This is a genomic window from Streptomyces sp. TLI_185 (assembly GCF_003814765.1).
Taxonomy (GTDB): Bacteria; Actinomycetota; Actinomycetes; order Streptomycetales; family Streptomycetaceae; genus Streptomyces.
Window position 1 is genome coordinate 2,659,154 of sequence record NZ_RKRB01000001.1, and the last position, 22,384, is coordinate 2,681,537.

At 72.4% G+C, this 22,384-nt stretch carries 18 protein-coding genes; 13 read left to right on the top strand and 5 right to left on the bottom strand.

Annotated elements, in window-relative coordinates; translation table 11 throughout:
• Positions 1-35 precede the first annotated feature (35 nt).
• The 7 genes from EDD92_RS12050 to cobI all read left to right on the top strand — a co-directional run bounded on the left by EDD92_RS12050 (position 36) and on the right by cobI (position 11,218).
• Positions 36-1,067 (top strand): cobalamin biosynthesis protein, encoded by a 1,032-nt coding sequence (locus EDD92_RS12050; protein WP_260326518.1) that lies wholly within the window; start codon positions 36-38, stop codon positions 1,065-1,067.
• Positions 1,064-2,611 (top strand): cobyric acid synthase, encoded by a 1,548-nt coding sequence (locus EDD92_RS12055; RefSeq protein ID WP_123964293.1) that lies wholly within the window; start codon positions 1,064-1,066, stop codon positions 2,609-2,611. Before EDD92_RS12050 ends, EDD92_RS12055 begins: the two co-directional genes overlap by 4 nt.
• Positions 2,608-6,261 (top strand): cobaltochelatase subunit CobN, encoded by a 3,654-nt coding sequence (cobN, locus tag EDD92_RS12060; RefSeq protein WP_123964294.1) that lies wholly within the window; start codon positions 2,608-2,610, stop codon positions 6,259-6,261. Before EDD92_RS12055 ends, cobN begins: the two co-directional genes overlap by 4 nt.
• Positions 6,262-6,430: 169 nt before the next feature.
• The gene (locus tag EDD92_RS12065) at positions 6,431-8,434 is read left to right on the top strand and encodes a putative cobaltochelatase (RefSeq protein WP_123964295.1); all 2,004 of its coding nucleotides are present in this window, start codon (positions 6,431-6,433) and stop codon (positions 8,432-8,434) included.
• Positions 8,434-9,033 carry a cob(I)yrinic acid a,c-diamide adenosyltransferase gene (gene cobO, locus EDD92_RS12070; protein WP_123964296.1) on the top strand — a complete coding sequence of 200 codons (600 nt, stop codon included), beginning with the start codon at positions 8,434-8,436 and terminating at the stop codon, positions 9,031-9,033. The genes EDD92_RS12065 and cobO overlap by 1 nt, the downstream gene beginning before the upstream one ends.
• Entirely contained in the window at positions 9,027-10,478 is a 1,452-nt protein-coding gene (locus EDD92_RS12075; protein WP_123964297.1) for a cobyrinate a,c-diamide synthase, read from the top strand. Before cobO ends, EDD92_RS12075 begins: the two co-directional genes overlap by 7 nt.
• A complete protein-coding gene (gene cobI / locus EDD92_RS12080; RefSeq protein WP_123964298.1) occupies positions 10,475-11,218 on the top strand; it encodes a precorrin-2 C(20)-methyltransferase in 744 nt (247 codons plus the stop codon). The genes EDD92_RS12075 and cobI overlap by 4 nt, the downstream gene beginning before the upstream one ends.
• Before the next feature lie 11 nt (positions 11,219-11,229).
• Here cobI and EDD92_RS12085 read toward each other — a convergent pair whose 3' ends face one another.
• Positions 11,230-11,958, bottom strand: coding sequence for a ZIP family metal transporter (locus EDD92_RS12085; protein ID WP_123964299.1), 729 nt, complete (start codon positions 11,956-11,958; stop codon positions 11,230-11,232).
• 112 nt (positions 11,959-12,070) lie between these two features.
• Here EDD92_RS12085 and cobM point away from each other — a divergent pair, with 112 nt between their 5' ends.
• The 6 genes from cobM to cobC are packed head-to-tail and all read left to right on the top strand — an operon-like array spanning position 12,071 to position 18,397.
• Complete coding sequence (gene cobM, locus EDD92_RS12090) at positions 12,071-12,889, top strand: precorrin-4 C(11)-methyltransferase (RefSeq protein WP_123964300.1); 819 nt, start codon at positions 12,071-12,073, stop codon at positions 12,887-12,889.
• Complete coding sequence (cbiE, locus tag EDD92_RS12095) at positions 12,886-14,124, top strand: precorrin-6y C5,15-methyltransferase (decarboxylating) subunit CbiE (RefSeq protein WP_123964301.1); 1,239 nt, start codon at positions 12,886-12,888, stop codon at positions 14,122-14,124. Before cobM ends, cbiE begins: the two co-directional genes overlap by 4 nt.
• Entirely contained in the window at positions 14,121-15,824 is a 1,704-nt protein-coding gene (gene cobJ, locus EDD92_RS12100; RefSeq protein ID WP_123964302.1) for a precorrin-3B C(17)-methyltransferase, read from the top strand. Before cbiE ends, cobJ begins: the two co-directional genes overlap by 4 nt.
• 5 nt (positions 15,825-15,829) lie before the next feature.
• Complete coding sequence (locus EDD92_RS12105) at positions 15,830-16,420, top strand: precorrin-8X methylmutase (RefSeq protein ID WP_123970364.1); 591 nt, start codon at positions 15,830-15,832, stop codon at positions 16,418-16,420.
• Positions 16,417-17,343 (top strand): sirohydrochlorin chelatase, encoded by a 927-nt coding sequence (locus EDD92_RS12110; protein WP_030947978.1) that lies wholly within the window; start codon positions 16,417-16,419, stop codon positions 17,341-17,343. Before EDD92_RS12105 ends, EDD92_RS12110 begins: the two co-directional genes overlap by 4 nt.
• On the top strand, positions 17,333-18,397 hold the full coding sequence (cobC, locus tag EDD92_RS12115; protein WP_123964303.1) for an Rv2231c family pyridoxal phosphate-dependent protein CobC: 1,065 nt from the start codon (positions 17,333-17,335) through the stop codon (positions 18,395-18,397). The genes EDD92_RS12110 and cobC overlap by 11 nt, the downstream gene beginning before the upstream one ends.
• A 157-nt stretch (positions 18,398-18,554) precedes the next feature.
• Here cobC and EDD92_RS12120 read toward each other — a convergent pair whose 3' ends face one another.
• From EDD92_RS12120 to EDD92_RS12135, 4 genes are all read right to left on the bottom strand, one after another.
• The gene (locus EDD92_RS12120) at positions 18,555-19,466 is read right to left on the bottom strand and encodes an SCO1860 family LAETG-anchored protein (protein WP_123964304.1); all 912 of its coding nucleotides are present in this window, start codon (positions 19,464-19,466) and stop codon (positions 18,555-18,557) included.
• Between the two features lie 177 nt (positions 19,467-19,643).
• Complete coding sequence (locus EDD92_RS12125; protein WP_123964305.1) at positions 19,644-20,735, bottom strand: amidohydrolase family protein; 1,092 nt, start codon at positions 20,733-20,735, stop codon at positions 19,644-19,646.
• Positions 20,736-20,756: 21 nt separating this feature from the next.
• Positions 20,757-21,548 (bottom strand): amino acid ABC transporter ATP-binding protein, encoded by a 792-nt coding sequence (locus EDD92_RS12130; RefSeq protein WP_123964306.1) that lies wholly within the window; start codon positions 21,546-21,548, stop codon positions 20,757-20,759.
• Positions 21,545-22,381, bottom strand: coding sequence for an amino acid ABC transporter permease (locus EDD92_RS12135; RefSeq protein ID WP_123964307.1), 837 nt, complete (start codon positions 22,379-22,381; stop codon positions 21,545-21,547). Before EDD92_RS12135 ends, EDD92_RS12130 begins: the two co-directional genes overlap by 4 nt.
• Between the last annotated feature and the right edge of the window lie 3 nt (positions 22,382-22,384).

The following is a 22,384-nucleotide window of genomic DNA, read 5'->3' on the forward strand; positions in this document are numbered from 1 at the left end:
CAGGTCCCTGCCCGACCCCACGGCCGGCTGAGCCGATGCGTGCCGATCGCGTCTTCGCGTACGGCGCCGCCGCCGGCCTCCTCGGTGACCATCTGCTCGGCGATCCGCGCCGTGGGCATCCGGTCGCCGCGTTCGGGCGGGCCGCGGGGGCCGTTGAGCGGGTGTTGTGGCGGGACCATCGGGGGTGGGGCGCGCTGCACACCGCCGTGTGCGCCGGGAGCGCCATTGCGCTCGGTGCCGTGGCGCAGAGGGCCGTACGTCCGTCCCGTACCGCCTCCCTCGCGCTGACCGCGGCCGCCACGTGGGCCGTCGTCGGGGGGACTTCACTCGCGCGCGAGGCCCGAGTCATCGGGCGTGCGCTGGAGGCCGGGGACGTCGAGGCTGCCCGGGCCAGGCTGCCGCATCTGTGCGGCCGGGATCCGCAGGCCCTGGACGCCGACGGGATCGCGCGGGCCGTCGTGGAGTCCGTCGCCGAGAACACGTCCGACGCCGTCGTGGGGGCGCTGGTGTGGGGGGCCGTGGGCGGGGTGCCGGGGCTGCTGGGGTTCCGGGCCGTCAACACGCTCGACGCCATGGTGGGGCACAGGTCGGCCAAGTACCGGCGGTACGGGTGGGCTTCGGCGCGGCTGGACGACGTGGCGGGGTGGCCGGGGGCGCGCGTGACTGCAGTCCTGGCCGCCGTCGCCGGGAGTGACGGCCGGGGGGCCGTACGCGCCTGGCGTGCCGACGCCTCGAAGCATCCGAGCCCCAACGCCGGGCCCGTGGAGGCCTCGTTCGCGGGGGCGCTCGGGGTGCGGCTCGGGGGGACCTTGTCTTACGGGGGGCGGGTCGAGCATCGGCCTGTGCTGAATGGGGAGGGGCGGGCTGTGGAGGTCGGGGACATCGAGCGGGCCGTGCGGTTGTCGCGGCGGGTGGGGTGGTTGGCGTTGGGGGTCGGTGCGGCTGGGGCGGTGCTGCGAGGCCGGGTCGCACGGAGACCGGCGGTGGGGGCTGTGCCCACGCGTTCCGCCCTGGCGGAACGACTGCCCACAGCGGCTGGCGGCTGCCGGTCGGGGTGGGCGTCATGAGCGGTGGAGGTCTCCTCGTTGCCGGTACCACCTCCGATGCCGGTAAGAGTGTTGTCACGGCCGGGATCTGCCGTTGGCTGGTGCGGCAGGGGGTCAAGGTTGCGCCCTTCAAGGCGCAGAACATGTCCCTCAATTCGTTTGTGACGCGCGAGGGTGCCGAGATCGGGCGGGCTCAGGCCATGCAGGCGCAGGCCTGCCGGGTGGAGCCGACCGCGCTGATGAATCCCGTGCTGCTCAAGCCCGGTGGCGAGCAGAGCAGCCAGGTCGTGCTGATGGGCAAGCCCGTCGGCGAGCTGAGTGCGCGCGGGTATCACGGGGGGCGGCAGCAGCAGCTTCTGGGGACCGTGCTCGACTGTCTCGCCGAGTTGCGGGGCACGTATGACGCCGTGATCTGTGAGGGGGCGGGTTCACCCGCCGAGATCAACCTGCGCCGGACCGACATCGTGAACATGGGGATCGCCCGCAACGCGCGGCTTCCCGTGCTCGTGGTCGGTGACATCGACCGCGGCGGGGTATTCGCCTCCTTCTTCGGGACCGTCGCCCTGCTCTCGCCCGAGGACCAGGAGCTTGTCGCCGGGTTCCTCGTCAACAAGTTCCGGGGGGACGTCAGCCTCCTGGAGCCCGGGCTGGACATGCTGCACGGCCTCACCGGACGGCACACCTACGGCGTCCTGCCCTTCCGGCACGGCCTCGGCATCGACGAGGAGGACGGGATGGGGGTCCCCCCGCGCGAGCGAAGCCGAGCGTGGGGGAGGGTCTCTCTGCGCGGGACGGTGCGGGAGTCGAACCTCGCGCCGCCCGTCGGCGAGGACGTGCTGCGGGTCGCCGTGTGCGCGATCCCGCTCATGTCCAACTTCACCGACGTGGACGCCCTGGCCGCCGAACCGGGTGTGGTGGTGCGGTTCGTGGACCGCCCGGAGGAGCTCGCCGACGCCGACCTGGTCGTCGTTCCGGGGACCCGGGGGACCGTGAAGGCCCTGGAGTGGCTGCGGGAGCGGGGACTTGCGGACGCCCTTGTCCGCAGGGCCGCAGAGCAGCGGCCCGTCCTCGGCATCTGCGGCGGCTTCCAGGTCCTCGGCGAGCACATCGAGGACGAGGTCGAGAGCCGGCGCGGGCATGTCGAAGGGCTCGGAGTGCTGCCCGTGCGGGTGCGGTTCGCCCGCGAGAAGACCCTCACCCGGCCGGTCGGGGAAGCCCTCGGCGAGCACGTCGAGGGGTACGAGATCCATCACGGGGTCGCCGACATAGGCGGAGGGGAAGCCTTCCTGGACGGCATCCGGGTCGGACAGACCTGGGGCACGCACTGGCACGGCTCCCTGGAGTCGGACGGGTTCCGGCGGGCCTTTCTGCGCGAGGTGGCGGCCGCCGCGGGCCGTCGTTTCGTGCCGGCGCCCGACACCTCGTTCGCCGCGCTGCGCGAGGAGCAGCTCGACCGGCTCGGCGACCTGATCGAACAACACGCGGACACGGACGCGCTGTGGCGGCTCATCGAGTCGGGCGCGCCGCAAGGACTGCCTTTCATTCCACCGGGAGCACCCGCATGAGCACAGTGTTGTTGTTGTCGACCGCCGACACGGATCTGTTGGCGGCTCGGGCCGCTTCCGGTGCCGACTACCGGATCGGCAACCCGACCCGGGTGGACGTGGCCGAGGAGCTGCCCGGCCTCCTCGACGGCGCCGACATCGCCGTCGTACGGCTGCTGGGCGGGAAGCGGGCCTGGGAGGACGGGCTCGCCGCGCTCAGGGCGTCCGGGATCCCGACCGTGCTGCTCGGCGGGGAGGCCGTCCCCGACGCCGAGTTGATGGCCGAGTCGTCCGTGCCCGCCGGCGTCGTGGCGGAGGCGCTCAGGTACCTCGTCGAGGGCGGGCCCGCCAACCTCACCGAGCTCGCCCGGTTCCTGTCCGACACCGTGCTGCTGACCGGCGAGGGCTTCGTCGAGCCGCAGAAGATGCCCGAGTACGGGGTGCACGGCGAGCGTGCTCACGTCGAGGGCCGGCCGACCGTCGGTGTGCTCTTCTACCGGGCCCATGAGCTGAGCGGCAACACCGCCTTCGTGGACACCCTGTGCGACGCGATCGAGGCGAAGGGCGCCAACGCCCTTGCGGTGTACTGCGGTTCGCTGCGCGGTGCGGACGCCGGACTGTACGAGATCCTCGGCCGGACCGACGCCCTGGTCGCCACCGTCCTCGCCGCCGGCGGCACGCACGCCTCGCAGGCGTCGGCCGGCGGTGACGAGGAGGCCTGGGACATCGGCGCGCTCGCCGACCTCGACGTCCCCGTCCTGCAGGGCCTTTGCCTGACGTCGTCCCGTGAGGCCTGGGACGCGTCGGACGCCGCCCTCTCCCCCATGGACGCGGCGATGCAGGTCGCCATCCCCGAGTTCGACGGGCGGCTCATCACCGTCCCGTTCTCCTTCAAGGAGCAGGGCCCCGACGACGTTCCCGTGTACGTCGCCGACCCGGAGCGGGCCGCGCGGGTCGCCGGGATCGCCGTACGGCATGCGCAGTTGAAGCACAAGCCGAACGCCGACAAGAAGCTCGCGCTCGTCTTCACCGCGTACCCGACGAAGCACTCGCGGGTCGGCAACGCGGTCGGCCTGGACACGCCCGCATCGGCCGTACAGGTGCTGGACGCGCTGAAGGCCGCCGGATACTCGCTCACCGAATACCCCTCCGGCGGCGACGAGTTGATCCACCGGCTCATCGCGGCCGGCGGTCACGACGTGGAGTGGCTGACCGAGGAACAGCTGGCCGCCGCGCCCGCGCGGGTGCCGCTCGCCGACTACCGGGCGTGGTTCGACGAGCTCGACCCGGAGCTCAGGGACGGGATGCTTCAGGCGTGGGGCGAGCCGCCGGGCAATCTGTACGTCGACGGGGAGGACATCGTCCTCGCCTCCCTCCGGTTCGGGAACGTCGTCGTGATGATCCAGCCGCCGCGCGGCTTCGGCGAGAACCCCATCGCGATCTACCACGACCCCGACATGCCGCCCTCGCACCACTACATGGCGGCCTACCGCTGGCTCGACAACACTTTCGGCGCCGACGCGATCGTTCACATGGGCAAGCACGGCACGATGGAGTGGCTGCCCGGCAAGGGACTCGGGCTCGGCAGCGGATGCGCGCCTGACGCCGTGCTGGGTGAACTGCCGCTGATCTACCCGTTCATCGTCAACGACCCCGGCGAGGGCACCCAGGCCAAGCGGCGCGGGCATGCCACGGTCGTCGACCACCTCGTACCGCCGATGGCCCGTGCCGACACCTACGGCGACCTGGCCAAGCTGGAGCAGCTGCTCGACGAGTACGCGCTGGTCTCCGACCTGGACCCGACGAAGGCACCGGCCGTCCGCGCCCAGATCTGGACGCTGGTCAAGGCGGCCGAGCTCCACCACGACCTGCATGTGGACGAGCAGCCGGACGAGGGCGACTTCGACGAGTTCGTCATGCACATCGACGGCTATCTGTGCGAGATCAAGGACGTGCAGATCCGGGACGGCCTGCACATCCTGGGCGGCGGGCCGGTCGGCGAGCCGCGGGTGAACCTGGTGCTCGCCGTGCTGCGCGCCTCGCAGGTGTGGGGCGGGCAGGCGAACGCGTTGCCGGGGCTCAGGGCTTCGCTGGCCTCTCAATTCGGGCTGGTCGAGAAGGAGTTGCTCGCCGAGCCCGGTGCTCCGGTGAAGGTGCCGGTCGAGCTGACCGATCTCGTCGAGGGCCCCGCCCGTACGGCCGCCGACGCCATCGACCTGCTGGAGCAGCTGTGCCGGCGGATCGCGGAGGGCATGGAGGCACGGGACTGGGACGTCGCGCTCGCCCCGGCTCTCGTGCGTGGAGTGCTGGGCACCGAACTCCCGGACGCTGTCGCGGTGTTGGAGTTCGCCTGCACCGAGGTGGTGCCGCGGCTGGCGCGTACGACGGACGAGATCGGCCACATCCTCAAGGCACTCGACGGCGGTTACGTCCCCGCCGGTCCGTCCGGCTCCCCGACCCGCGGGCTGGTCAACGTCCTGCCGACCGGCCGGAACTTCTACTCGGTCGACCCCAAGGCCATTCCCTCCAGGCTGAGTTGGGAGGTCGGGCAGTCCCTTGCGGACTCCCTCGTCCAGCGGTATCTGCAGGACACCGGCGAGTACCCGAAGTCCGTCGGCCTGACGGTCTGGGGCACCTCCGCGATGCGCACGCAGGGCGACGACATCGCCGAGATCCTGGCGCTGCTGGGCTGCCGGCCGGTGTGGGACGACGCCTCGCGCCGGGTGACCGGGTTCGACGTGATCGGCCTGGCGGAGCTCGGACGCCCGCGCATCGACGTCACCGTCCGTATCTCCGGGTTCTTCCGGGACGCGTTCCCGCACGTCGTCGGGCTGATCGACGACGCCGTCCGCAGGGTCGCCGAACTGGACGAGCCCGCCGAGCAGAACTTCGTGCGCGCCCACGCCGACGAGGACACGGCACAGCACGGCGACCGGCGGCGCGCGACCTCCCGGATCTTCGGCTCCAAGCCGGGCGCCTACGGGGCCGGGCTGCTGCCGCTGATCGACGCCCGCAACTGGCGCTCCGACGCCGACCTGGCCGAGGTGTACGCCGTCTGGGGCGGTTACGCGTACGGCCGCGGGCTCGACGGACGGGCGGCGCGCGGGGACATGGAGACCGCGTTCAAGCGGATCGCCGTGGCCGCGAAGAACGTCGACACCCGCGAGCACGACCTCGTCGACGCCGACGACTACTTCCAGTACCACGGCGGCATGGTCGCCATGGTGCGGCATCTGACGGGCGAGAGCCCCGAGGCGTACGTCGGTGACTCCGCCACCCCCGACCAGGTGAAGACCCGGACGCTCGGCGAGGAGACGCACCGCGTCTTCCGCGCGCGTGTCGTCAACCCGCGCTGGATGGCGGCCATGCGGCGGCACGGCTACAAGGGCGCCTTCGAGATGGCGGCGACCGTCGACTACCTCTTCGGCTACGACGCCACGGCCGGCGTCGTGGACGACTGGATGTACGAGAAGCTCAGCGCCGAGTACGTCTTCGCCCCGGAGAACCGGGAGTTCATGAAGCAGTCCAACCCGTGGGCGCTGCGCGGCATCACGGAGCGGCTGCTGGAGGCGGCCGACCGCGGGCTTTGGGCGGAGCCGGATCAGGAGACCCTGGACCGGCTCCGGGCGACCTACCTCGAGCTTGAGGGCGAACTGGAGGGCGACGAATGAGCGTCCTCAGAACCCCCGCGTGGGCGGGGACCACAGCGCGCGGACCGCTGTCGACGTGGCAGTGCCCGGCTCACCCCCGCGTCGGCGGGGAACTGTGCCACAGCCTGACAAGCAGGTTCCACAACTCCGCCCGACTCCGGCGGCAGCCACTCGAAGGAGTGATCCAAGCGTGAGCACGCCCTTTCCCTTCACTGCCGTGGTCGGTCAGGACGACCTGCGGCTCGCGCTCCTCCTCAACGCGGTAAGTCCAGCGGTTGGGGGCGTCCTCGTCCGGGGTGAGAAAGGCACCGCGAAGAGCACCGCGGTGCGGGCGCTCTCGGCGCTGCTGCCCGAGGTGGCGGTGGTCGCCGGGTGCCGTTTCTCCTGCGACCCCGCGGCGCCGGACCCGTCCTGCCCGGACGGACCGCACGAGCCGGGACCGGGGGCTCAACGCCCTTCCCGCATGGTCGAGTTGCCGGTCGGCGCCTCGGAGGACCGCCTCGTGGGCGCCCTCGACATCGAGCGGGCGCTCGCCGAGGGCGTCAAGGCCTTCGAGCCCGGCCTCCTCGCCGATGCGCACCGCGGGATCCTCTACGTCGACGAGGTCAACCTTCTTCATGACCACCTCGTCGACCTGCTGCTGGACGCGGCCGCGATGGGTGCGTCGTACGTCGAGCGCGAGGGCGTCTCGGTACGGCATGCCGCGCGTTTCCTGCTCGTCGGCACCATGAACCCCGAAGAGGGTGAGCTGCGGCCGCAGTTGCTCGACCGGTTCGGGTTGACGGTGGAAGTCGCGGCCTCGCGGGAACCGGACCAGCGGGTGGAGGTCGTGCGGCGGCGGCTCGCCTACGACGACGATCCCACCGGTTTCGTGACCCGTTGGGCGGACGAGGAGGCTTCCGTACGTCAACGGATCGTTGCCGCACGGGAGTTGTTGCCGTCGGTGCGGCTGGGCGACGGGGCGCTCAGGCAGATCGCGGCGACCTGCGCCGCCTTCGAGGTGGACGGCATGCGCGCCGACATCGTGATGGCGCGCACGGCCACCGCGCTGGCCGCCTGGGCCGGGCGGACCGATGTGCTCGCCGAGGACGTACGGCAGGCGGCACTGCTCGCGCTGCCGCACCGCAGGCGCCGTAACCCCTTCGACGCACCGGGGCTCGACGAGGACAAGCTCGACGAGACGCTGGAGGAGTTCTCCGGCGACGACGACCCGGACCCGGACCCGGACGGCGGCGGACCGGGCGGTGGCGGGCAGCCGCCCTCCGACGACTCGGACGGTCCGCAGGGCGGCGGCACCGATGCGCGCCCCGAAGCCGGGGAGGGCGGTCAGCCGCAGGCCTCGGGGGCTGCCGAGCAGTCCGCCGTACGGGCCTCGGAGCCCTTCCGTACCAAGGTGCTGAGCGTGCCCGGGATCGGTGAGGGGGCCGCCGGGCGGCGTTCGCGGGCGCGGACGGAGCATGGGCGGACGACGGGGGCGCGGCGACCCCAAGGGGCGTTGACCAAGCTCCACCTGGCGGCGACCGTGCAGGCTGCTGCACCGCATCAGCGGGCGCGGGGGCGGTCGGGGCCGGGGCTGGTCGTGCGGCGGGACGACCTGCGGCAGGCGACCCGGGAGGGGCGCGAGGGGAACCTCGTGCTGTTCGTGGTCGACGCCTCCGGGTCGATGGCGGCACGGCAGCGGATGAGTGCCGTGAAGGGGGCCGTGGTGTCGCTGCTGCTGGACGCGTATCAGCGGCGGGACAAGGTGGGGCTGGTGACGTTCCGGGGGGCGGCCGCCGAGGTCGCGCTGCCGCCGACCTCGTCCGTGGATGCGGCCGCGGTGCGGCTGGAGTCGTTGCCGACGGGTGGGCGTACGCCGCTTGCTGCCGGGCTGCTGCGCGCGCACGACGTGCTGCGGGTGGAGCGGTTGCGGGATCCGGCGCGGCGGGCGCTGGTCGTGGTGGTGACGGACGGGCGGGCCACCGGCGGCCCCGAGCCGGTCGCGCTGGCCGGGCGGGCTGCTCGGCTGTTCGCGGCCGAGGGGATCGCCTCCGTGGTCGTCGACTGTGAGTCCGGGCCCGTGCGGCTGGGGCTCGCCGGGCAGCTCGCGGGTGAGCTCGGGGGGACGGCGGTGACGCTCGACGAGTTGCGGGCGGACTCGATCGCCGGGCTGGTCAGGGATGTACAGGGTGTGACGAAGAGGAGGGCCGCGTAATGCCGCAGGGGCAGCCGAGTGTGGTGCCGGACGACGGGCTGACGACTCGTCAGCGTCGTAACCGGCCGCTGGTCGTCGTGCACACGGGCATCGGGAAGGGCAAGTCCACGGCGGCCTTCGGGCTTGCGCTGCGGGCCTGGAACCAGGGGTGGCCCATCGGGGTGTTCCAGTTCGTCAAGTCGGCGAAGTGGAAGGTCGGCGAGGAGAACGCGCTGCGGGTGCTGGGTGCCTCCGGCGAGGGCGGGACCGTCGACTGGCACAAGATGGGCGAAGGCTGGTCCTGGGTGCAGCGGGACTCCCAGATGGACAACGAGGAGAAGGCCCGGGAGGGCTGGGAGCAGGTCAAGCGGGACCTCGCCGCGGAGACGTACAAGCTGTATGTGCTGGACGAGTTCGCCTACCCCATGCACTGGGGGTGGGTGGACACCGACGAGGTCGTGGACGTGCTGCGGAACCGGCCGGGGACCCAGCATGTGGTGATCACCGGGCGGAACGCGCCCGAGAAGCTGGTCGAGTTCGCCGATCTCGTGACCGACATGTCCAAGGTCAAGCACCCTATGGACGCGGGGCAGAAGGGGCAGCGGGGTATCGAGTGGTGAAGTCCTCCTCCGTGTCCGTCCCTCGGCTGGTCATAGCCGCGCCCTCCTCGGGCAGCGGCAAGACCACCGTTGCCACGGGGTTGATGGCCGCGTTCGCCGCGCGGGGGCTCGCCGTGTCCCCGCACAAGGTCGGGCCGGACTACATCGATCCCGGGTATCACGCACTCGCCAGCGGGCGCGTGGGGCGGAACCTCGACGCGTACCTGTGCGGGCCGGAGCTGGTCGGGCCGTTGTTCCTGCACGGGGCTCGTGGATGTGACATCGCCGTCGTCGAGGGTGTGATGGGGATGTTCGACGGGGCCGCGGGGGAGGGTGAACTCGCGTCCACCGCTCATGTGGCGAAGCTGCTCAGGGCACCGGTGGTGCTGGTGGTCGACGCGTCGTCGCAGTCTCGGTCCGTGGCGGCGCTCGTGCATGGGTTTGCGTCCTGGGATCCGGAGGTGCGGGTCGGGGGGGTGATCCTGAACAAGGTCGCTTCTGATCGGCATGAGGAGTTGTTGCGGGAGGCGTTGGAGTCGGCGGGGGTGCCTGTGTTGGGGGTGCTGCGGCGGGTGGCTCGGGTGGACACGCCTTCTCGGCACCTGGGGTTGGTGCCTGTTGCCGAGCGGCGGGCGGAGGCCGTGGAGGCGGTTGCCGCGATGGCTGCGCAGGTGGCTGCCGGGTGCGATCTGGAAGGGTTGCTGGGGCTGGCGCGGAGTGCGGGAGCGTTGTCGTGTGCGGCCTGGGATGCGGCTGAGGTCTTGGATTCCTCGCCCCCGCCGCCCCTTCCCGTCCCGACCCTGGGGGCTGCGCCCCCAGACCCCCGCTTTCGGCCTGAACGGCCTCGTCCTCAAACGCCGGACGGGCTGGTCGTTGCCGTTGCCGGTGGGTCGGCCTTCACGTTCTCCTATGCCGAGCACGCCGAACTGCTTGCTGCCGCAGGCGCCGAAGTTGCTCTCTTCGATCCGCTCCGTGATGAGCAACTGCCTGATGGGACACGCGGGTTGGTCATCGGGGGTGGGTTTCCCGAAGTGTACGCGAGTGAGCTGTCTGCCAACGAACCGCTGCGCAAAGCCGTTGCCGCGCTCGCGGAGGGCGGTGGGCCCGTTGCTGCGGAGTGTGCCGGGCTGCTGTACCTGTGCCGGGAGCTCGACGGGCAGCCCATGTGCGGGGTGCTCGATGCGCGTGCGCGGATGAGCGGGCGGCTCACCCTCGGGTACCGGGATGCCGTGGCCGTCGGCGACAGTGTGCTGGCGCCCGCCGGGACCCGGATGCGGGGGCACGAGTTTCACCGGACGGTCGTCGAGCCGGGGGCGGGGGCGGCTCCCGCCTGGGGCGTGCGCGCCCCTGTGCCGCGGGTCGAAGGTTTCGTACAACAAGGTGTGCACGCCAGTTATCTGCACACGCACTGGGCGTCCGAGCCCGGTGTCGCCCGTCGGTTCGTGGAGAGGTGCCGGACGTCATGAGCAGCAGCAACAGCAGTAGGTTGATCGGGGTCGGGGTGGGGCCGGGTGATCCCGAGCTGGTGACCGTCAAGGGTGTCAACGCTCTGCGGGCCGCCGATGTTGTTGTCGTGCCCGTCATGGACACCTTGGAGCGGGGGCGGGCCGAGGCCACCGTGCTGCACTACGTGCCCGCTGAGAAGGTCGTCCGGGTCGTGTTCGCGTTGAACGAGCGCAGTGATCGCGGGCGGCGGGAGGCTGCCTGGGACGCGGCCGGGGAGCGGGTCGCGCAGCTGCTGCGGGAGCGGGGTGTCGTCGCGTTCGCCACCATCGGTGATCCCAACGTGTATTCGACGTTCACCTACCTCGCGCAGACCATTGCCGAGCTCGTCCCGGGGACCGTGGTCGAGACCGTGCCCGGGATCACCGCCATGCAGGATCTCGCGGCGCGCTCGGGTGCCGTGCTCACCGAAGGCACAGAGCCGCTCACCCTCGTGCCCGTCACCGCGGGGGCCGCCGTGCTGAAGGACGCCCTCAGCGGGCCCGGCACCGTCGTCGCCTACAAGTTCGGGCGGCAGGCCGGCGAGGTCGCCGAGGCGTTGCGCGAGACCGGGCGGCTCGACGATGCGGTGTGGGGCTCCGCGCTCGGGCTGGAGTCGGAGTCCATCCGGCCGGCGTCCCAGCTCGACGGCGAGCCTCTCCCCTACCTCTCCACGCTCATCGCGCCCGCGCCGCGCGACGGCGGGCGCGGCGGCAAGCTGTGACCGGCGTCGGCTCATCCGGCCAGGCCCACCACGAGCCAGATGAAAGCCGCCCCCGCCACCGTGCACAGCAGGGTCGAGCGGGCGGGGTGTTCGTGGTGCGCCTCGGGGAGGATCTCGGCGGCGGCGAGGTAGAGGAGTACGCCGCCGAAGAGGCCGAGGTAGCCGCCGAGCAGGCCCTCCGGAATGCTGACGAAGGCCGTGCAGGCCGCGCCCGCCACCGGGGCCACCGCGTCCGCGAACAGCATGGTCAGCGCCTTGCGGCGGGCGTTCCCGTACAGGCTGGTGATCGTGTACGTGTTGAAGCCGTCCGCGAAGTCGTGGGCGACGACGGCCAGCGCGACAGCCGCGCCCATGCCGTCGCCGACCTGGAAGGCCGCGCCTATCGCCACGCCGTCCATGGCGCTGTGACCGACCATCGCCGCGGCCGCCGTCAGACCCACCTCGGGCACGCGGCCGTTGTTCTCCTCCCCTCCGTGGGAGGCCTGGCGGGCCGCCAGCAGGCGTTCCACCAGATGGGCCAGCAGGAATCCGGTGACGAACAGGAGCAGGGCCGCCGGTACGCCGAAGACCTCTTCGCCCGCCGCCTTGAGCGCCTCCGGCAGCAGGTCCAGACCGACGACACCGAGCATCAGTCCGCCGGCCAGGCCCAGAACCAGGTGGCGGCGGTCGGTCACACGCTGTGCCGTCCAGCCGCCGGCCAGCGTCATCAGGAACGCGCCGAGCGCGACGAAGACCGCCATACGCCCTTGCTATCCGATCAACCCCCGTTCACGCACGTCCGACGGCAATAACCACACCGCTGCTTGTAAGACCGAGAGCCAGACCAGAGCTTTGCTAGAGAGGACCGTTCCCATGGCCGATGCCCCCACCGGCAAGGTGACCTTCGTCGGTGCCGGCCCCGGCGCCGCCGACCTGTTGACGTTCCGTGCCGCCCGCGCCATCGCCGAGGCCGACGTCGTGATCTGGGCCGCGAGCCTGGTGCAGGCGGAGGTCCTCGGGCACGCGCGCGAGGACGCGGAGATCCTCGACTCGGCGACGATGTCCCTCGAGGACGTCGTCGACGTCTACGAGCGCGCACATCACACCGGCCTGAAGGTGGCCCGCATCCACTCCGGGGACCCCGCTCTGTGGGGCGGTACGCAGGAGCAGCTCGACCGGTGTGCGCGGATCGGCATCGAGACGGAGATCGTGCCCGGTGTGTCCGCGTTCTCGGCCGTCGCCGCGCTCGCGCAGCGCGAGTTGACCATCCCGGAGGTCGCGCAGTCCGTCGTGCTGACCCGGCTCGGCGGCGGCAAGACGCCGATGCCGCCCGGCGAGGAGGTGCGGGAGTTCGCCAAGCACGGCACCACCATGGCGATCTTCCTGTCCGCCGCCCGCAGCGGTCAGCTGGTGCGGGAGCTGCTGGAGGGCGGCTATCCGACGTCCACCCCGGTCGTCGTCGCCTACCAGGCGACCTGGCCGGAGGAGCTGGTCGTGCGGTGCACGATCGGGACGCTGGAGGAGACGGTCAAGGAGCACAAGCTCTGGAAGCACACCCTCTTCCTGGTCGGCCCGGCGCTGGACGCCGAGGGCACGCGCTCGCACCTGTACCACCCGGGCCACTTCCACGGCTACCGCAAGGCCGACCCGGAGGCCCGCAGGGCCCTGCGCACGCGGGGTGCCAGTACGTGATCACGGTCGTCGGTACGGGGACGGGCGCACCCGTTCCCCTCGAAGCGGTGGCGGGGGTCGAGCTCGTCGTGGGCGGGCGACGGCACCTGGACGCCGTGCGGCTGCCCGAGACCGCCGAGCGGATCGTGCTCGGGCCGCTGGCACCTGCCCTGGACGCCATGGAGGAGTACGTCGGCAAGGACCGGCGCGTGGTCGTGCTCGCCTCCGGCGACCCCGGGTTCTTCGGGATCGTGCGGGCCCTGTCCGAGCGGTTCGGTGCGGAGCGTCTGGACGTACGGCCGGGTGTCTCGTCGGTCGCCACCGCCTTCGCCCGGCTGGGGCTGACCTGGGACGACGCGGTCGTCGTCAGTGCGCACGGGCGGGATCCGCGGACTGCGGTCAACGTGTGCCGGGCGCACCCGAAGGTGGCCGTGCTGACCGGGCCCGGCGCCGGTCCGGCCGAGTTGGGTGCCGCGCTCGCCCGCACCGCGCCCGGCCGGGTCCTCGTCGTCGCCTCCGCGCTCGGCTCCGACGAGGAGGGCCTGCAGCGGGTTTCCCCCGCCGAGGCCGCGGGCCGCGACTGGGGTACGGCGGTGAGTGTCGTCCTGTGCCTGGACGAGACGCGGGCGCTCGGTCGCGTACGGACGCTGGCGGGAGCGGCCGTACGCCCCTCCGGATGGGCGCTGGACGAGGGCGAGTTCGCGCACCGCGACTCGATGATCACCAAGTTCGAGGTACGGGCGCTGGCCCTGGCCCGGCTCGGGCCGCGGCCCGGCGAGCTGGTGTGGGACGTCGGCTCCGGCTCGGGTTCCGTCGCTGTGGAGTGCGCGCGGCTGGGCGCCGCCGTCAGCGCCGTCGAGAAGGCGCCGGACGGGGTGGAGCGGATCCACGCCAACGCGGGCGCGCACGGCGTCGACGTGCACGTGGTGCACGGGACGGCGCCGGAAGCGCTGGATCAACTCGACGATCCCGACGCCGTGTTCGTCGGCGGCGGGGGGCGCGAGCTGCCCGACATCGTGCGTGCGTGCGCGCGGCGGGCCCGGCGGACGGTCGTGGTCGCCATGGCCGCACTGGACCGGGTGCCCGCGGTGCGTTCCGCGCTCAACGGTGCCGGGTTCGGCTGCGACGGGGTGCTGTTGCAGTCCTCGCGGCTGGCGCCGCTGCCGGGGGACGTGACCCGGCTGGCGGCGACCAATCCGGTTTTCCTGCTGTGGGGGGCCAGAACCCCCGTTTCTCGTGAAGGAGTTGCCCTGTGATCGGCCTCATTTCCGCCACCGCGGCGGGGGCGGCGGCGCGCGACCGGCTGGCCGCGGCGTGGCCGGACCGCACGCGGGTGTACGAGGGTCCCGTCGGGGACGCCGTACGGGCCGCGTTCGCGGAGTGCGAGCAGCTCGTGTGTTTCCTGGCCACGGGGGCGGTGGTTCGGCTCGTGGCGCCCCTGCTGGGGGACAAGAAGAGCGACCCCGGGGTGGTGTGCGTCGACGAGGGCGGGCGGTTCGCCGTGTCGCTGGTGGGCGGGCACGGGGGCGGCGCCAATGAACTCGCGGAGCGGGTGGGCGAGTTGCTGCGTGCCGAGCCCGTGGTGACCACGGCGACGGACGCGGTCGGCATTCCCGGCCTGGACACGCTTGGCCTCCCCGTCGAGGGCGACGTCGCGGGTGTCACGCGGGCTCTGCTGGACGGTGAGCCGGTCGCACTGGACGCGGAGGTGGCGTGGCCGCTGCCGCCCGTGCCGTTCGCCGAGGAGGGCAGCACGCAGGGCTCGTACACCGTCCGGCTGACGGACCGTGCGGCCGAGCCCGCCGAAGGGGAGGTGCTGCTCCGTCCGCCGTCCCTCGTCGTCGGCGTCGGCGCGTCCAAGGGTGCCCCCGTCGAGGAGGTCCTCGGGCTGGTCGAGGGCGCGTTGCGGGACGCGGGACTGTCTCCTCGTAGCCTCGCCGAGCTCGTCACCGTGGACGCCAAGCGGGAGGAGCCCGGCATCGTCGAGGCGGCCGCGCGGCTCGGGGTGCCCCTGGTGACGTACTCCGCCGAGGAGTTGGCGAAGGTCGAGGTCCCCAACCCCTCCGACGCCCCGCTCACCGCCGTGGGTACTCCCTCCGTCGCCGAGGCCTCCGCGCTCGTCCGGGGCGGTGAACTCCTCGTCCCCAAGCGGAAGTCGGCACGTGCGGACGGGCACGCCTCAATGGCGACCTGCGCCGTCGTACGGCGTGCGGGGCGCGGGCGGCTCGCGGTGGTCGGGCTCGGCCCCGGCGCCCGCGACCTGCTCACCCCGCGCGCCACGGCCGAACTGCGGCGCGCCTCCGTACTCGTCGGCCTCGACCAGTACGTCGACCAGATCCGCGACCTGCTGCGGCCCGGCACCCGGATCCTGGAGTCCGGGCTCGGCGCCGAGGAGGAGCGGGCGCGGACCGCGGTGGCCGAGGCCCGGAAGGGGCAGGCCGTCGCGCTGATCGGCAGCGGGGACGCCGGTGTGTACGCCATGGCTTCCCCCGCGCTCGCCGAGGCCTCCGACGACATCGACGTGATCGGGGTACCGGGCGTCACCGCCGCACTCGCGGCCGGGGCGATCCTGGGCGCGCCGCTCGGGCACGACCACGTGTCCATCAGCCTCTCCGACCTGCACACGCCCTGGGAGGTCATCGAGCGGCGGGTGCGCGCGGCGGCCGAGGCGGACATCGTGGTGACCTTCTACAACCCGCGTTCCCGGGGCCGGGACTGGCAGCTGCCGAAGGCGCTCGCGATCCTCGCGGAACACCGGGAGCCGACGACGCCGGTCGGTGTCGTACGGAACGCGTCGCGGCCGGACGAATCCAGCCGGGTGACCGATCTGGGCTCCCTGGACCCGGCGACGGTCGACATGATGACGGTCGTGACCGTGGGCAACACGGCGACCCGTGAGATCGCGGGGCGCATGGTGACGCCGCGCGGCTACCGCTGGCAGGAGGGTGCCAAGTGACCGGTGTGGCCCGTGTCGTTCACCCGATCGAGGAGGAGTCCTACCGGCGGCTGCGTGCCCGTCTGGACACCTCGCACTTCCCGCCGCTGACGCGGGCGGTGGTGGAGCGGGTCGTCCACTCCGCCGCCGACCTCGACTACGCGACCGATCTCGTCATGGACGAGGGCGCCTTGGAAAAGGCGTATGCCGCCCTGCACGGCGGGGCGCCCGTCGTCGTGGACGTGGAGATGGTCGCGGCCGGGATCACCCGGCGCGAGACGGTGTGCCGGCTCAGGGACGCCGTGGCCGGTCCCGGACTGACCCGTTCGGCGCACGCGATACGGCTCGCCTACGAGCAGGTCGGCCCGGGTGCCCTCTGGGTGATCGGCAACGCGCCGACCGCCCTGGAGGAGCTGCTGACCCTGGACGTCTCCCCCGCACTCGTCATCGGCCTGCCCGTCGGCTTCGTCGGCGCGGTCGAGTCCAAGGCCGCGTTGCGCGAGAGCGGGCTGCCCGCCGTGAGCAACGTGTCCGAGAAGGGCGGCTCGGCGGTCGCGTCGGCCGCACTGAACGCCCTGCTGTACCACCCCACTTCGTACTCCGAGGAGAAATCGTGACCACCCCGCCGCCCGCCCTGCTCATCGCCGGTCATGGCACCCGGGACGAGGCCGGAGCCGAGGCGTTCCGCGACTTCGTACGGCAGCTGGGGGACCGCCACCCCGACCTGCCCGTCGCGGGCGGCTTCATCGAGCTGTCGCCGCCGCCGCTCGGCGAGGCGGTCGCCGAACTGGTGGAGCGGGGGGTACGGCGTTTCGCCGCCGTGCCGCTGATGCTGGTGTCCGCCGGGCACGCCAAGGGCGACATCCCGGCGGCCCTGTCCCGCGAGAAGGAGCGCCACCCGGGGATCTCGTACACGTACGGGCGTCCGCTGGGCCCGCACCCCTCGCTGCTGTCGGTCCTGGAGCGACGGCTGGACGAGGCGCTCGGCCAGGCCGCGCGGACGCCTCAGGACCGGGCCGACGTGACCGTGCTGCTGGTGGGGCGCGGGTCGACGGACCCGGACGCCAACGCCGAGGTGTACAAGGCGGCACGGCTGCTGTGGGAGGGGCGCGGGTACGCGGGCGTCGAGACGGCGTTCGTGTCGCTGGCGGCGCCGGACGTGCCGAGCGGCCTGGACCGGTGCGCGAGGCTGGGCGCCAAGCGGATCGTGGTCCTCCCCTACTTCCTGTTCACCGGCATCCTGCCGGACCGGGTGCGGCAGCAGACCGAGGGCTGGGCGGCCGCGCACCCGGAGGTCGAGGTGCGGTCGGCCGATGTCATCGGGCCCGAGCCCGAGCTGCTGGACCTGGTGATGGAGCGCTACGAGGAGGCCGTCAAGGGCGATCTGCGCATGAACTGCGACTCGTGCGTGTACCGGATCGCGCTGCCGGGCTTCGAGGACAAGGTGGGGCTGCCGCAGCAGCCGCACTTCCACCCGGACGACGACGGTCACCATCACCACCACGGTCACCACCACGGCGGGCACGCCCATGCGCACTGAGCACGATCTCCGTCACCACGGTGACGCCGAGGTGCGCGACGACGGCTCCGCCCTCGTCGACCTGGCGGTGAACGTCCGCGCGGACACACCCCCCGCCTGGCTGCGCGAGCGCATCGCGGGCTCGCTCGGCTCCCTCGCGGCCTATCCGGACGGACGGGCCGCGCGGGCGGCGGTGGCGGCGCGGCACGGCCTCCCGGTGGAGCGGGTGCTGCTGACGGCGGGTGCCGCCGAGGCCTTCGTGCTGCTCGCCCGCGCCCTGAAGGTGCGCCGGCCTGTCGTCGTGCACCCGCAGTTCACGGAGCCGGAGGCGGCGCTGCGGGACGCCGGCCACACCGTGGACCGGGTGCTGCTGCGCGAGGAGGACGGGTTCCGGCTGGACCCGGCGGCGGTCCCCGAGGACGCGGACCTGGTGGTGATCGGCAACCCGACGAACCCGACGTCCGTCCTGCACCCCGCCGCGGCCGTTGCCCAACTCGCCCGCCCCGGGCGGACGTTGGTCGTGGACGAGGCCTTCATGGACGCGGTGCCGGGTGAGCGGGAGGCGCTGGCCTGCCGGACGGACGTGCCCGGTCTCGTCGTCCTGCGCAGCCTGACCAAGACCTGGGGGCTGGCCGGACTGCGGATCGGCTACGTCCTCGCCGCCCCCGAGACGATCGCCGAACTGGAGCGCGCCCAGCCCCTGTGGCCGGTGTCCACGCCGGCGCTGGCCGCCGCCGAGGCCTGCATGGGACCGCAGGCCCTGGCGGAGGCGGCACACGCGGCGCACCGCATCGCCGCCGACCGGGCCCATCTCGTCGCCGGACTGAGCGAGTTCGCCTCGGACGGGCTGCGGGTGGCACAACCCGCCGAGGGCCCCTTCGTCCTCGTACGCCTGCCCCGGGCGGCCGCGGTGCGCGGCCATCTGCGGGACCTGGGATTCGCGGTGCGGCGCGGGGACACGTTCCCGGGGCTGAGCGAGGAGTGGCTGCGCCTGGCGGTACGGGACCGCACGACGGTCAACACCTTCCTCCAGGCACTGGACCGTGCGCTGACACTGGCGTCGGCGGGTCGCTGAGAGCCTGCGAACGCCGTCGGGCGTAATCCGCAGCGGTTCGGCCGCGCCCCAAAGGGGCGCGGGGAACTGCGCGACCAGCCACGACGGCGCCGCAGACGATCGACGGCCAATCGCGCCCCCGCGGCGGAGCCGCAATTCGGCACAACCCGCGGAGCGCTCAGCTCCGCGCGCGCCGCGCCAGCGCCACCGCCCCGCCGCCCGCCACCAGCAGGGCGATCGCCCCACCCGCGATGTACGGCGTCATGGAGCTGCCACCGGTCTCGGCGAGACCACTCTCCCCGCCCTGCGCCTTGGTGCCGCCGGAGCCGCCCGCCGGGTCCGTGCTCGGCGTCGCCGACTGCGCCGCCGCTGCCGGGGCCTCGCAGGTCGCCTTCGCCAGGGTGAGGGTGCCCTCGACCTCGGCCACGTTGAGCTTCAACGGGTTGACGGAGACCTTGAGTTCGAGGGCGGTGGCGGCCGCCGTACGCGACGTCGTCTCCGTCTTCGACAGGGCGAGGTGCACCTCACCGATGCCGGCCGCCTTGACCTCCGTGGTGCCGCCGGTCGTCAGGGTGACCTTCTTGCCCAGGACGGTCACCGAGCCGCCCAGGTTCGAGGAGGCGACGGGCTTCTTGCCGGCCTCGCAGACCGCCTTCGAGGTGACCTGCTCCAGCTCGATGAGCGACAGCAGCGGCAGGCCCGGGACATGGACGCTGGCGTCGGCGAGGTTGGTGTAGCCCTCGGCCCCGGCGGAGGTGACGCTCGCCGCGGACTTCGCCGTCTTCGCGTCCAGCACGCTGAAGGCCCGGCCGCCGTTCACGCCGTCCAGCTTGGCGGTCAGCGCCGTCTTTTCGGCGCTCTGGGGCGCGTCCACCTGGTTGAGCGAGACCGCGAGGGGGACGTTCACGGTCTTGTTGAGCAGGGACACGTCGAGCCCGGTGCGCAGGACGACGGCGCTCGCCCGGCCCTGGTCGCCGCTCGCGTGCGCGGCGCCCGCGCCGGCCAGCACCGCGGGACCGGCGGCGAGGGCCGTGGCCGTCGCGACGGTGGCGAGACGGCGTGCGGGCATGCGGAAGTTCTTGCCGTTCAAGGTGGGGACCCCTCAGAGGATTCTTGCTCGGGACCCGTCAAGAATTGCGCACGAGGGGTGCCCTGACAGCATTCCGGCGCCACTTCACCCCATCGTGCGTTCGCCGTGAACGTTTTCGAATCGCCAGGCACAGGCGTTCCACTCTTTCACCGCCGTATCGCCTCGTGCCCGCGTCGGCTAGCCGACGACGTATCCGTTCACCACTACCCGCCGGGGGGTCTCAAGTACACGTACGTCGGCCCGTGGATCGCTTTCGTACACCACGAGGTCGGCCGGGGCCCCCTCCTCCAGGCCGGGGCGGCCGAGCCACTTCCGCGCGCCCCAGGTGGTCGCCGACAGCGCCTCGACGGGCGGGATGCCGGCGGTGACCAGCTCCGCCACCTCGCCCGCCACCAGGCCGTGCGCGAGGTGGCCGCCGGCGTCGGTGCCGACGTAGACCGGGATGCCGGCGTCGTAGGCGTTGCGCACGGTGTCGTAGCGGCGTTCGTGGAGCCGGCGCATATGGGCCGACCACCGCGGGAACCTGGTCTCGCCGCCGTCGGCGAGCTGTGGGAAGGTCGCGATGTTGACGAGGGTCGGGACGATCGCGACGCCGCGTGAGGCGAAGAGGGGGATGAGGTCGTCGGTCAGGCCCGTCGCATGCTCGATGCAGTCGATGCCGGCCTCGACCAGGTCCTGCAGGGAGTTCTCCGCGAAGCAGTGCGCGGTGACACGGGCGCCCAGGCGGTGGGCCTCGGCGATGGCCGCCTCCACGGCCTTTCGGGGCCAGCTGGGGGCCAGGTCGCCGAGGTCGCGGTCGATCCAGTCGCCGACCAGCTTCACCCAGCCGTCGCCGCGGGTCGCCTCCCGGGCGACGTAGGCGACGAGATCCTCCGGTTCGATCTCGTGCGCGTAGCCGCGCATGTAGCGGCGGGTGCGGGCGATGTGGCGTCCCGCCCTGATGATCTTCGGGAGGTCTTCGCGGTCGTCGATCCAGCGGGTGTCCGAGGGCGAGCCGGCGTCGCGGATGAGGAGGGTGCCGGCGTCGCGGTCGGTGAGCGCCTGCTTCTCGGCGACGTCCTGCTCGACCGGGCCGTGCGGGCCGAGGCCGACATGGCAGTGGGCGTCGACGAGCCCGGGGAGGGTCCAGCCCTCGACGGTACGGATGTCGCGGGCGCCGGCGGGACGGTCGTACGAGACCCGGCCGCCGACGACCCACAGCTCGTCCCGGACGTCTTCGGGTCCGGCCAGGACCCGGCCCTTCACATGCAGCACCGCGCGATCGCTCATGTACCGCACCCTAATGACCGCCTAGTCGGCCTTGCCCACCTGGTCCGAGGTCTCCTCCTCCACCTGGGCCATGGCCGGGTCGAGGAGCCGGGACAGGAAGTGGCGGGTGCGTTCGTGGGTGGGGGCGCCGATGACCTGGCCGGGGGTGCCGTCCTCGACGATCGTGCCGCCGTCCATGAAGACGACCCGGTCGGCGACCTCGCGGGCGAAGGTCATCTCGTGGGTGACGACCATCATCGTCATGCCCTCGTCGGCGAGCATGCGCATCACGGCCAGTACGTCCCCCACCAGCTCGGGGTCGAGCGCCGAGGTCGGCTCGTCGAACAGCATCACCTCGGGGCCCATGGACAGCGAGCGCGCGATCGCGACCCGCTGCTGCTGGCCGCCGGAGAGGGAGGCGGGGTAGGCGTCCGCCTTCTCCGACAGGCCCACGCGCTCCAGGTTCTCGGCGGCGACCTGCGCGGCCTTCGCCTTGTCCCGCCTGAGCACCCGGCGCTGCGGCAGCGTGAGGTTCTCGGTCACCGTGAGGTGCGGGAAGAGGTTGAACTGCTGGAAGACCATGCCGATACGGCGGCGTACGGCGTCGATGTCGACATCGGGGTCGGTGAGTTCGGTGCCGCCTACGAACACCTGGCCCTTGGTGGGCTCCTCCAGCAGGTTCACGCAGCGGAGGAGGGTGGACTTGCCGGAGCCCGACGGACCGATGACGCAGACGACCTCGCCCTGACCGATCTCCAGGTCGATGCCGCGCAGCACCTCGTTGTCGCCGAAGGACTTGTGCAGGCCGCGTACTTCGATTTCCGGACGGCTCATTTGACGGCCTCCTGGGCCTTCGCCTCCATACGGCGTACGACGAAGCCGAGGGGGATCGTGATCAGCAGGTAGCACAGGCCGGCGACGAGGATCGGCGTGGAGTTGGCGGTCGTACTGGCCAGGTCACGGCCGTACTTGGACAGTTCGCGCTCCTCCAGCGTGACGCCGAGGAACAGGACGAGCGAGGAGTCCTTGAAGAGCAGGACGAGCTCGTTGGTCAGCGGCGGGAGGATGATGCGGAACGCCTGCGGGATGATGATCGAGACCATGGCACGGCCCGGTGAGAAGCCCAGCGAACGGGCCGCCTCCATCTGCCCCTTGGGCACCGCCTGGATGCCCGCGCGGATCGTCTCGGCCATGTAGGCGGCGGCGACCAGACCGAGCGCCAGGGCCACCTTGCCGTAGGTGCCGCCGACGATCTCCGTGCCGGGGAAGGCCAACGGGACGGCGACCCCGATGAAGATGAAGATCAGCAGGGCGGGCAGACCGCGGAAGATCTCGATGTAGATGCCGGCCAGCCAGCGGTACGGGCCCACGGACGACAGCCGCATCAGAGCGATCACCATGCCGAGCGCCAGTCCGACGACGAACCCGGACACCGTGTACAGCACGGTGTTCTTCAGCGCCATCGTGATGATGTCCGGGAACATCTGCCGGGCGATGCTGCCCTGCGCGAACTGGTTCTTCAGCCGCCCCCAGTCCGCCGAGACCGCGAAGGCGATCACGGCGGCGACGAAGACGACGTACTGGGCCCCGCGCGACAGGCGCCGCTTCTGACTACGCGTCAGTCCCTTTTTCCTGGGCTGGAGTTGTACGTCCGTGTCGGTGGTCATGGG

What these genes read in the sequence shown, in the direction of transcription:
- EDD92_RS12050 (WP_260326518.1), top strand. Translation starts at nt 36, where the DNA reads ATGCGTGCCGATCGCGTCTTCGCGTACGGCGCCGCCGCCGGCCTCCTC.
- EDD92_RS12055 (WP_123964293.1), top strand. Translation starts at nt 1,064, where the DNA reads ATGAGCGGTGGAGGTCTCCTCGTTGCCGGTACCACCTCCGATGCCGGT.
- cobN (WP_123964294.1), top strand. Translation starts at nt 2,608, where the DNA reads ATGAGCACAGTGTTGTTGTTGTCGACCGCCGACACGGATCTGTTGGCG.
- cobO (WP_123964296.1), top strand. Translation starts at nt 8,434, where the DNA reads ATGCCGCAGGGGCAGCCGAGTGTGGTGCCGGACGACGGGCTGACGACT.
- cobI (WP_123964298.1), top strand. Translation starts at nt 10,475, where the DNA reads ATGAGCAGCAGCAACAGCAGTAGGTTGATCGGGGTCGGGGTGGGGCCG.
- EDD92_RS12085 (WP_123964299.1), bottom strand. Translation starts at nt 11,958, where the DNA reads ATGGCGGTCTTCGTCGCGCTCGGCGCGTTCCTGATGACGCTGGCCGGC.
- cobM (WP_123964300.1), top strand. Translation starts at nt 12,071, where the DNA reads ATGGCCGATGCCCCCACCGGCAAGGTGACCTTCGTCGGTGCCGGCCCC.
- cobC (WP_123964303.1), top strand. Translation starts at nt 17,333, where the DNA reads ATGCGCACTGAGCACGATCTCCGTCACCACGGTGACGCCGAGGTGCGC.
- EDD92_RS12125 (WP_123964305.1), bottom strand. Translation starts at nt 20,735, where the DNA reads ATGAGCGATCGCGCGGTGCTGCATGTGAAGGGCCGGGTCCTGGCCGGA.
- EDD92_RS12130 (WP_123964306.1), bottom strand. Translation starts at nt 21,548, where the DNA reads ATGAGCCGTCCGGAAATCGAAGTACGCGGCCTGCACAAGTCCTTCGGC.
- EDD92_RS12135 (WP_123964307.1), bottom strand. Translation starts at nt 22,381, where the DNA reads ATGACCACCGACACGGACGTACAACTCCAGCCCAGGAAAAAGGGACTG.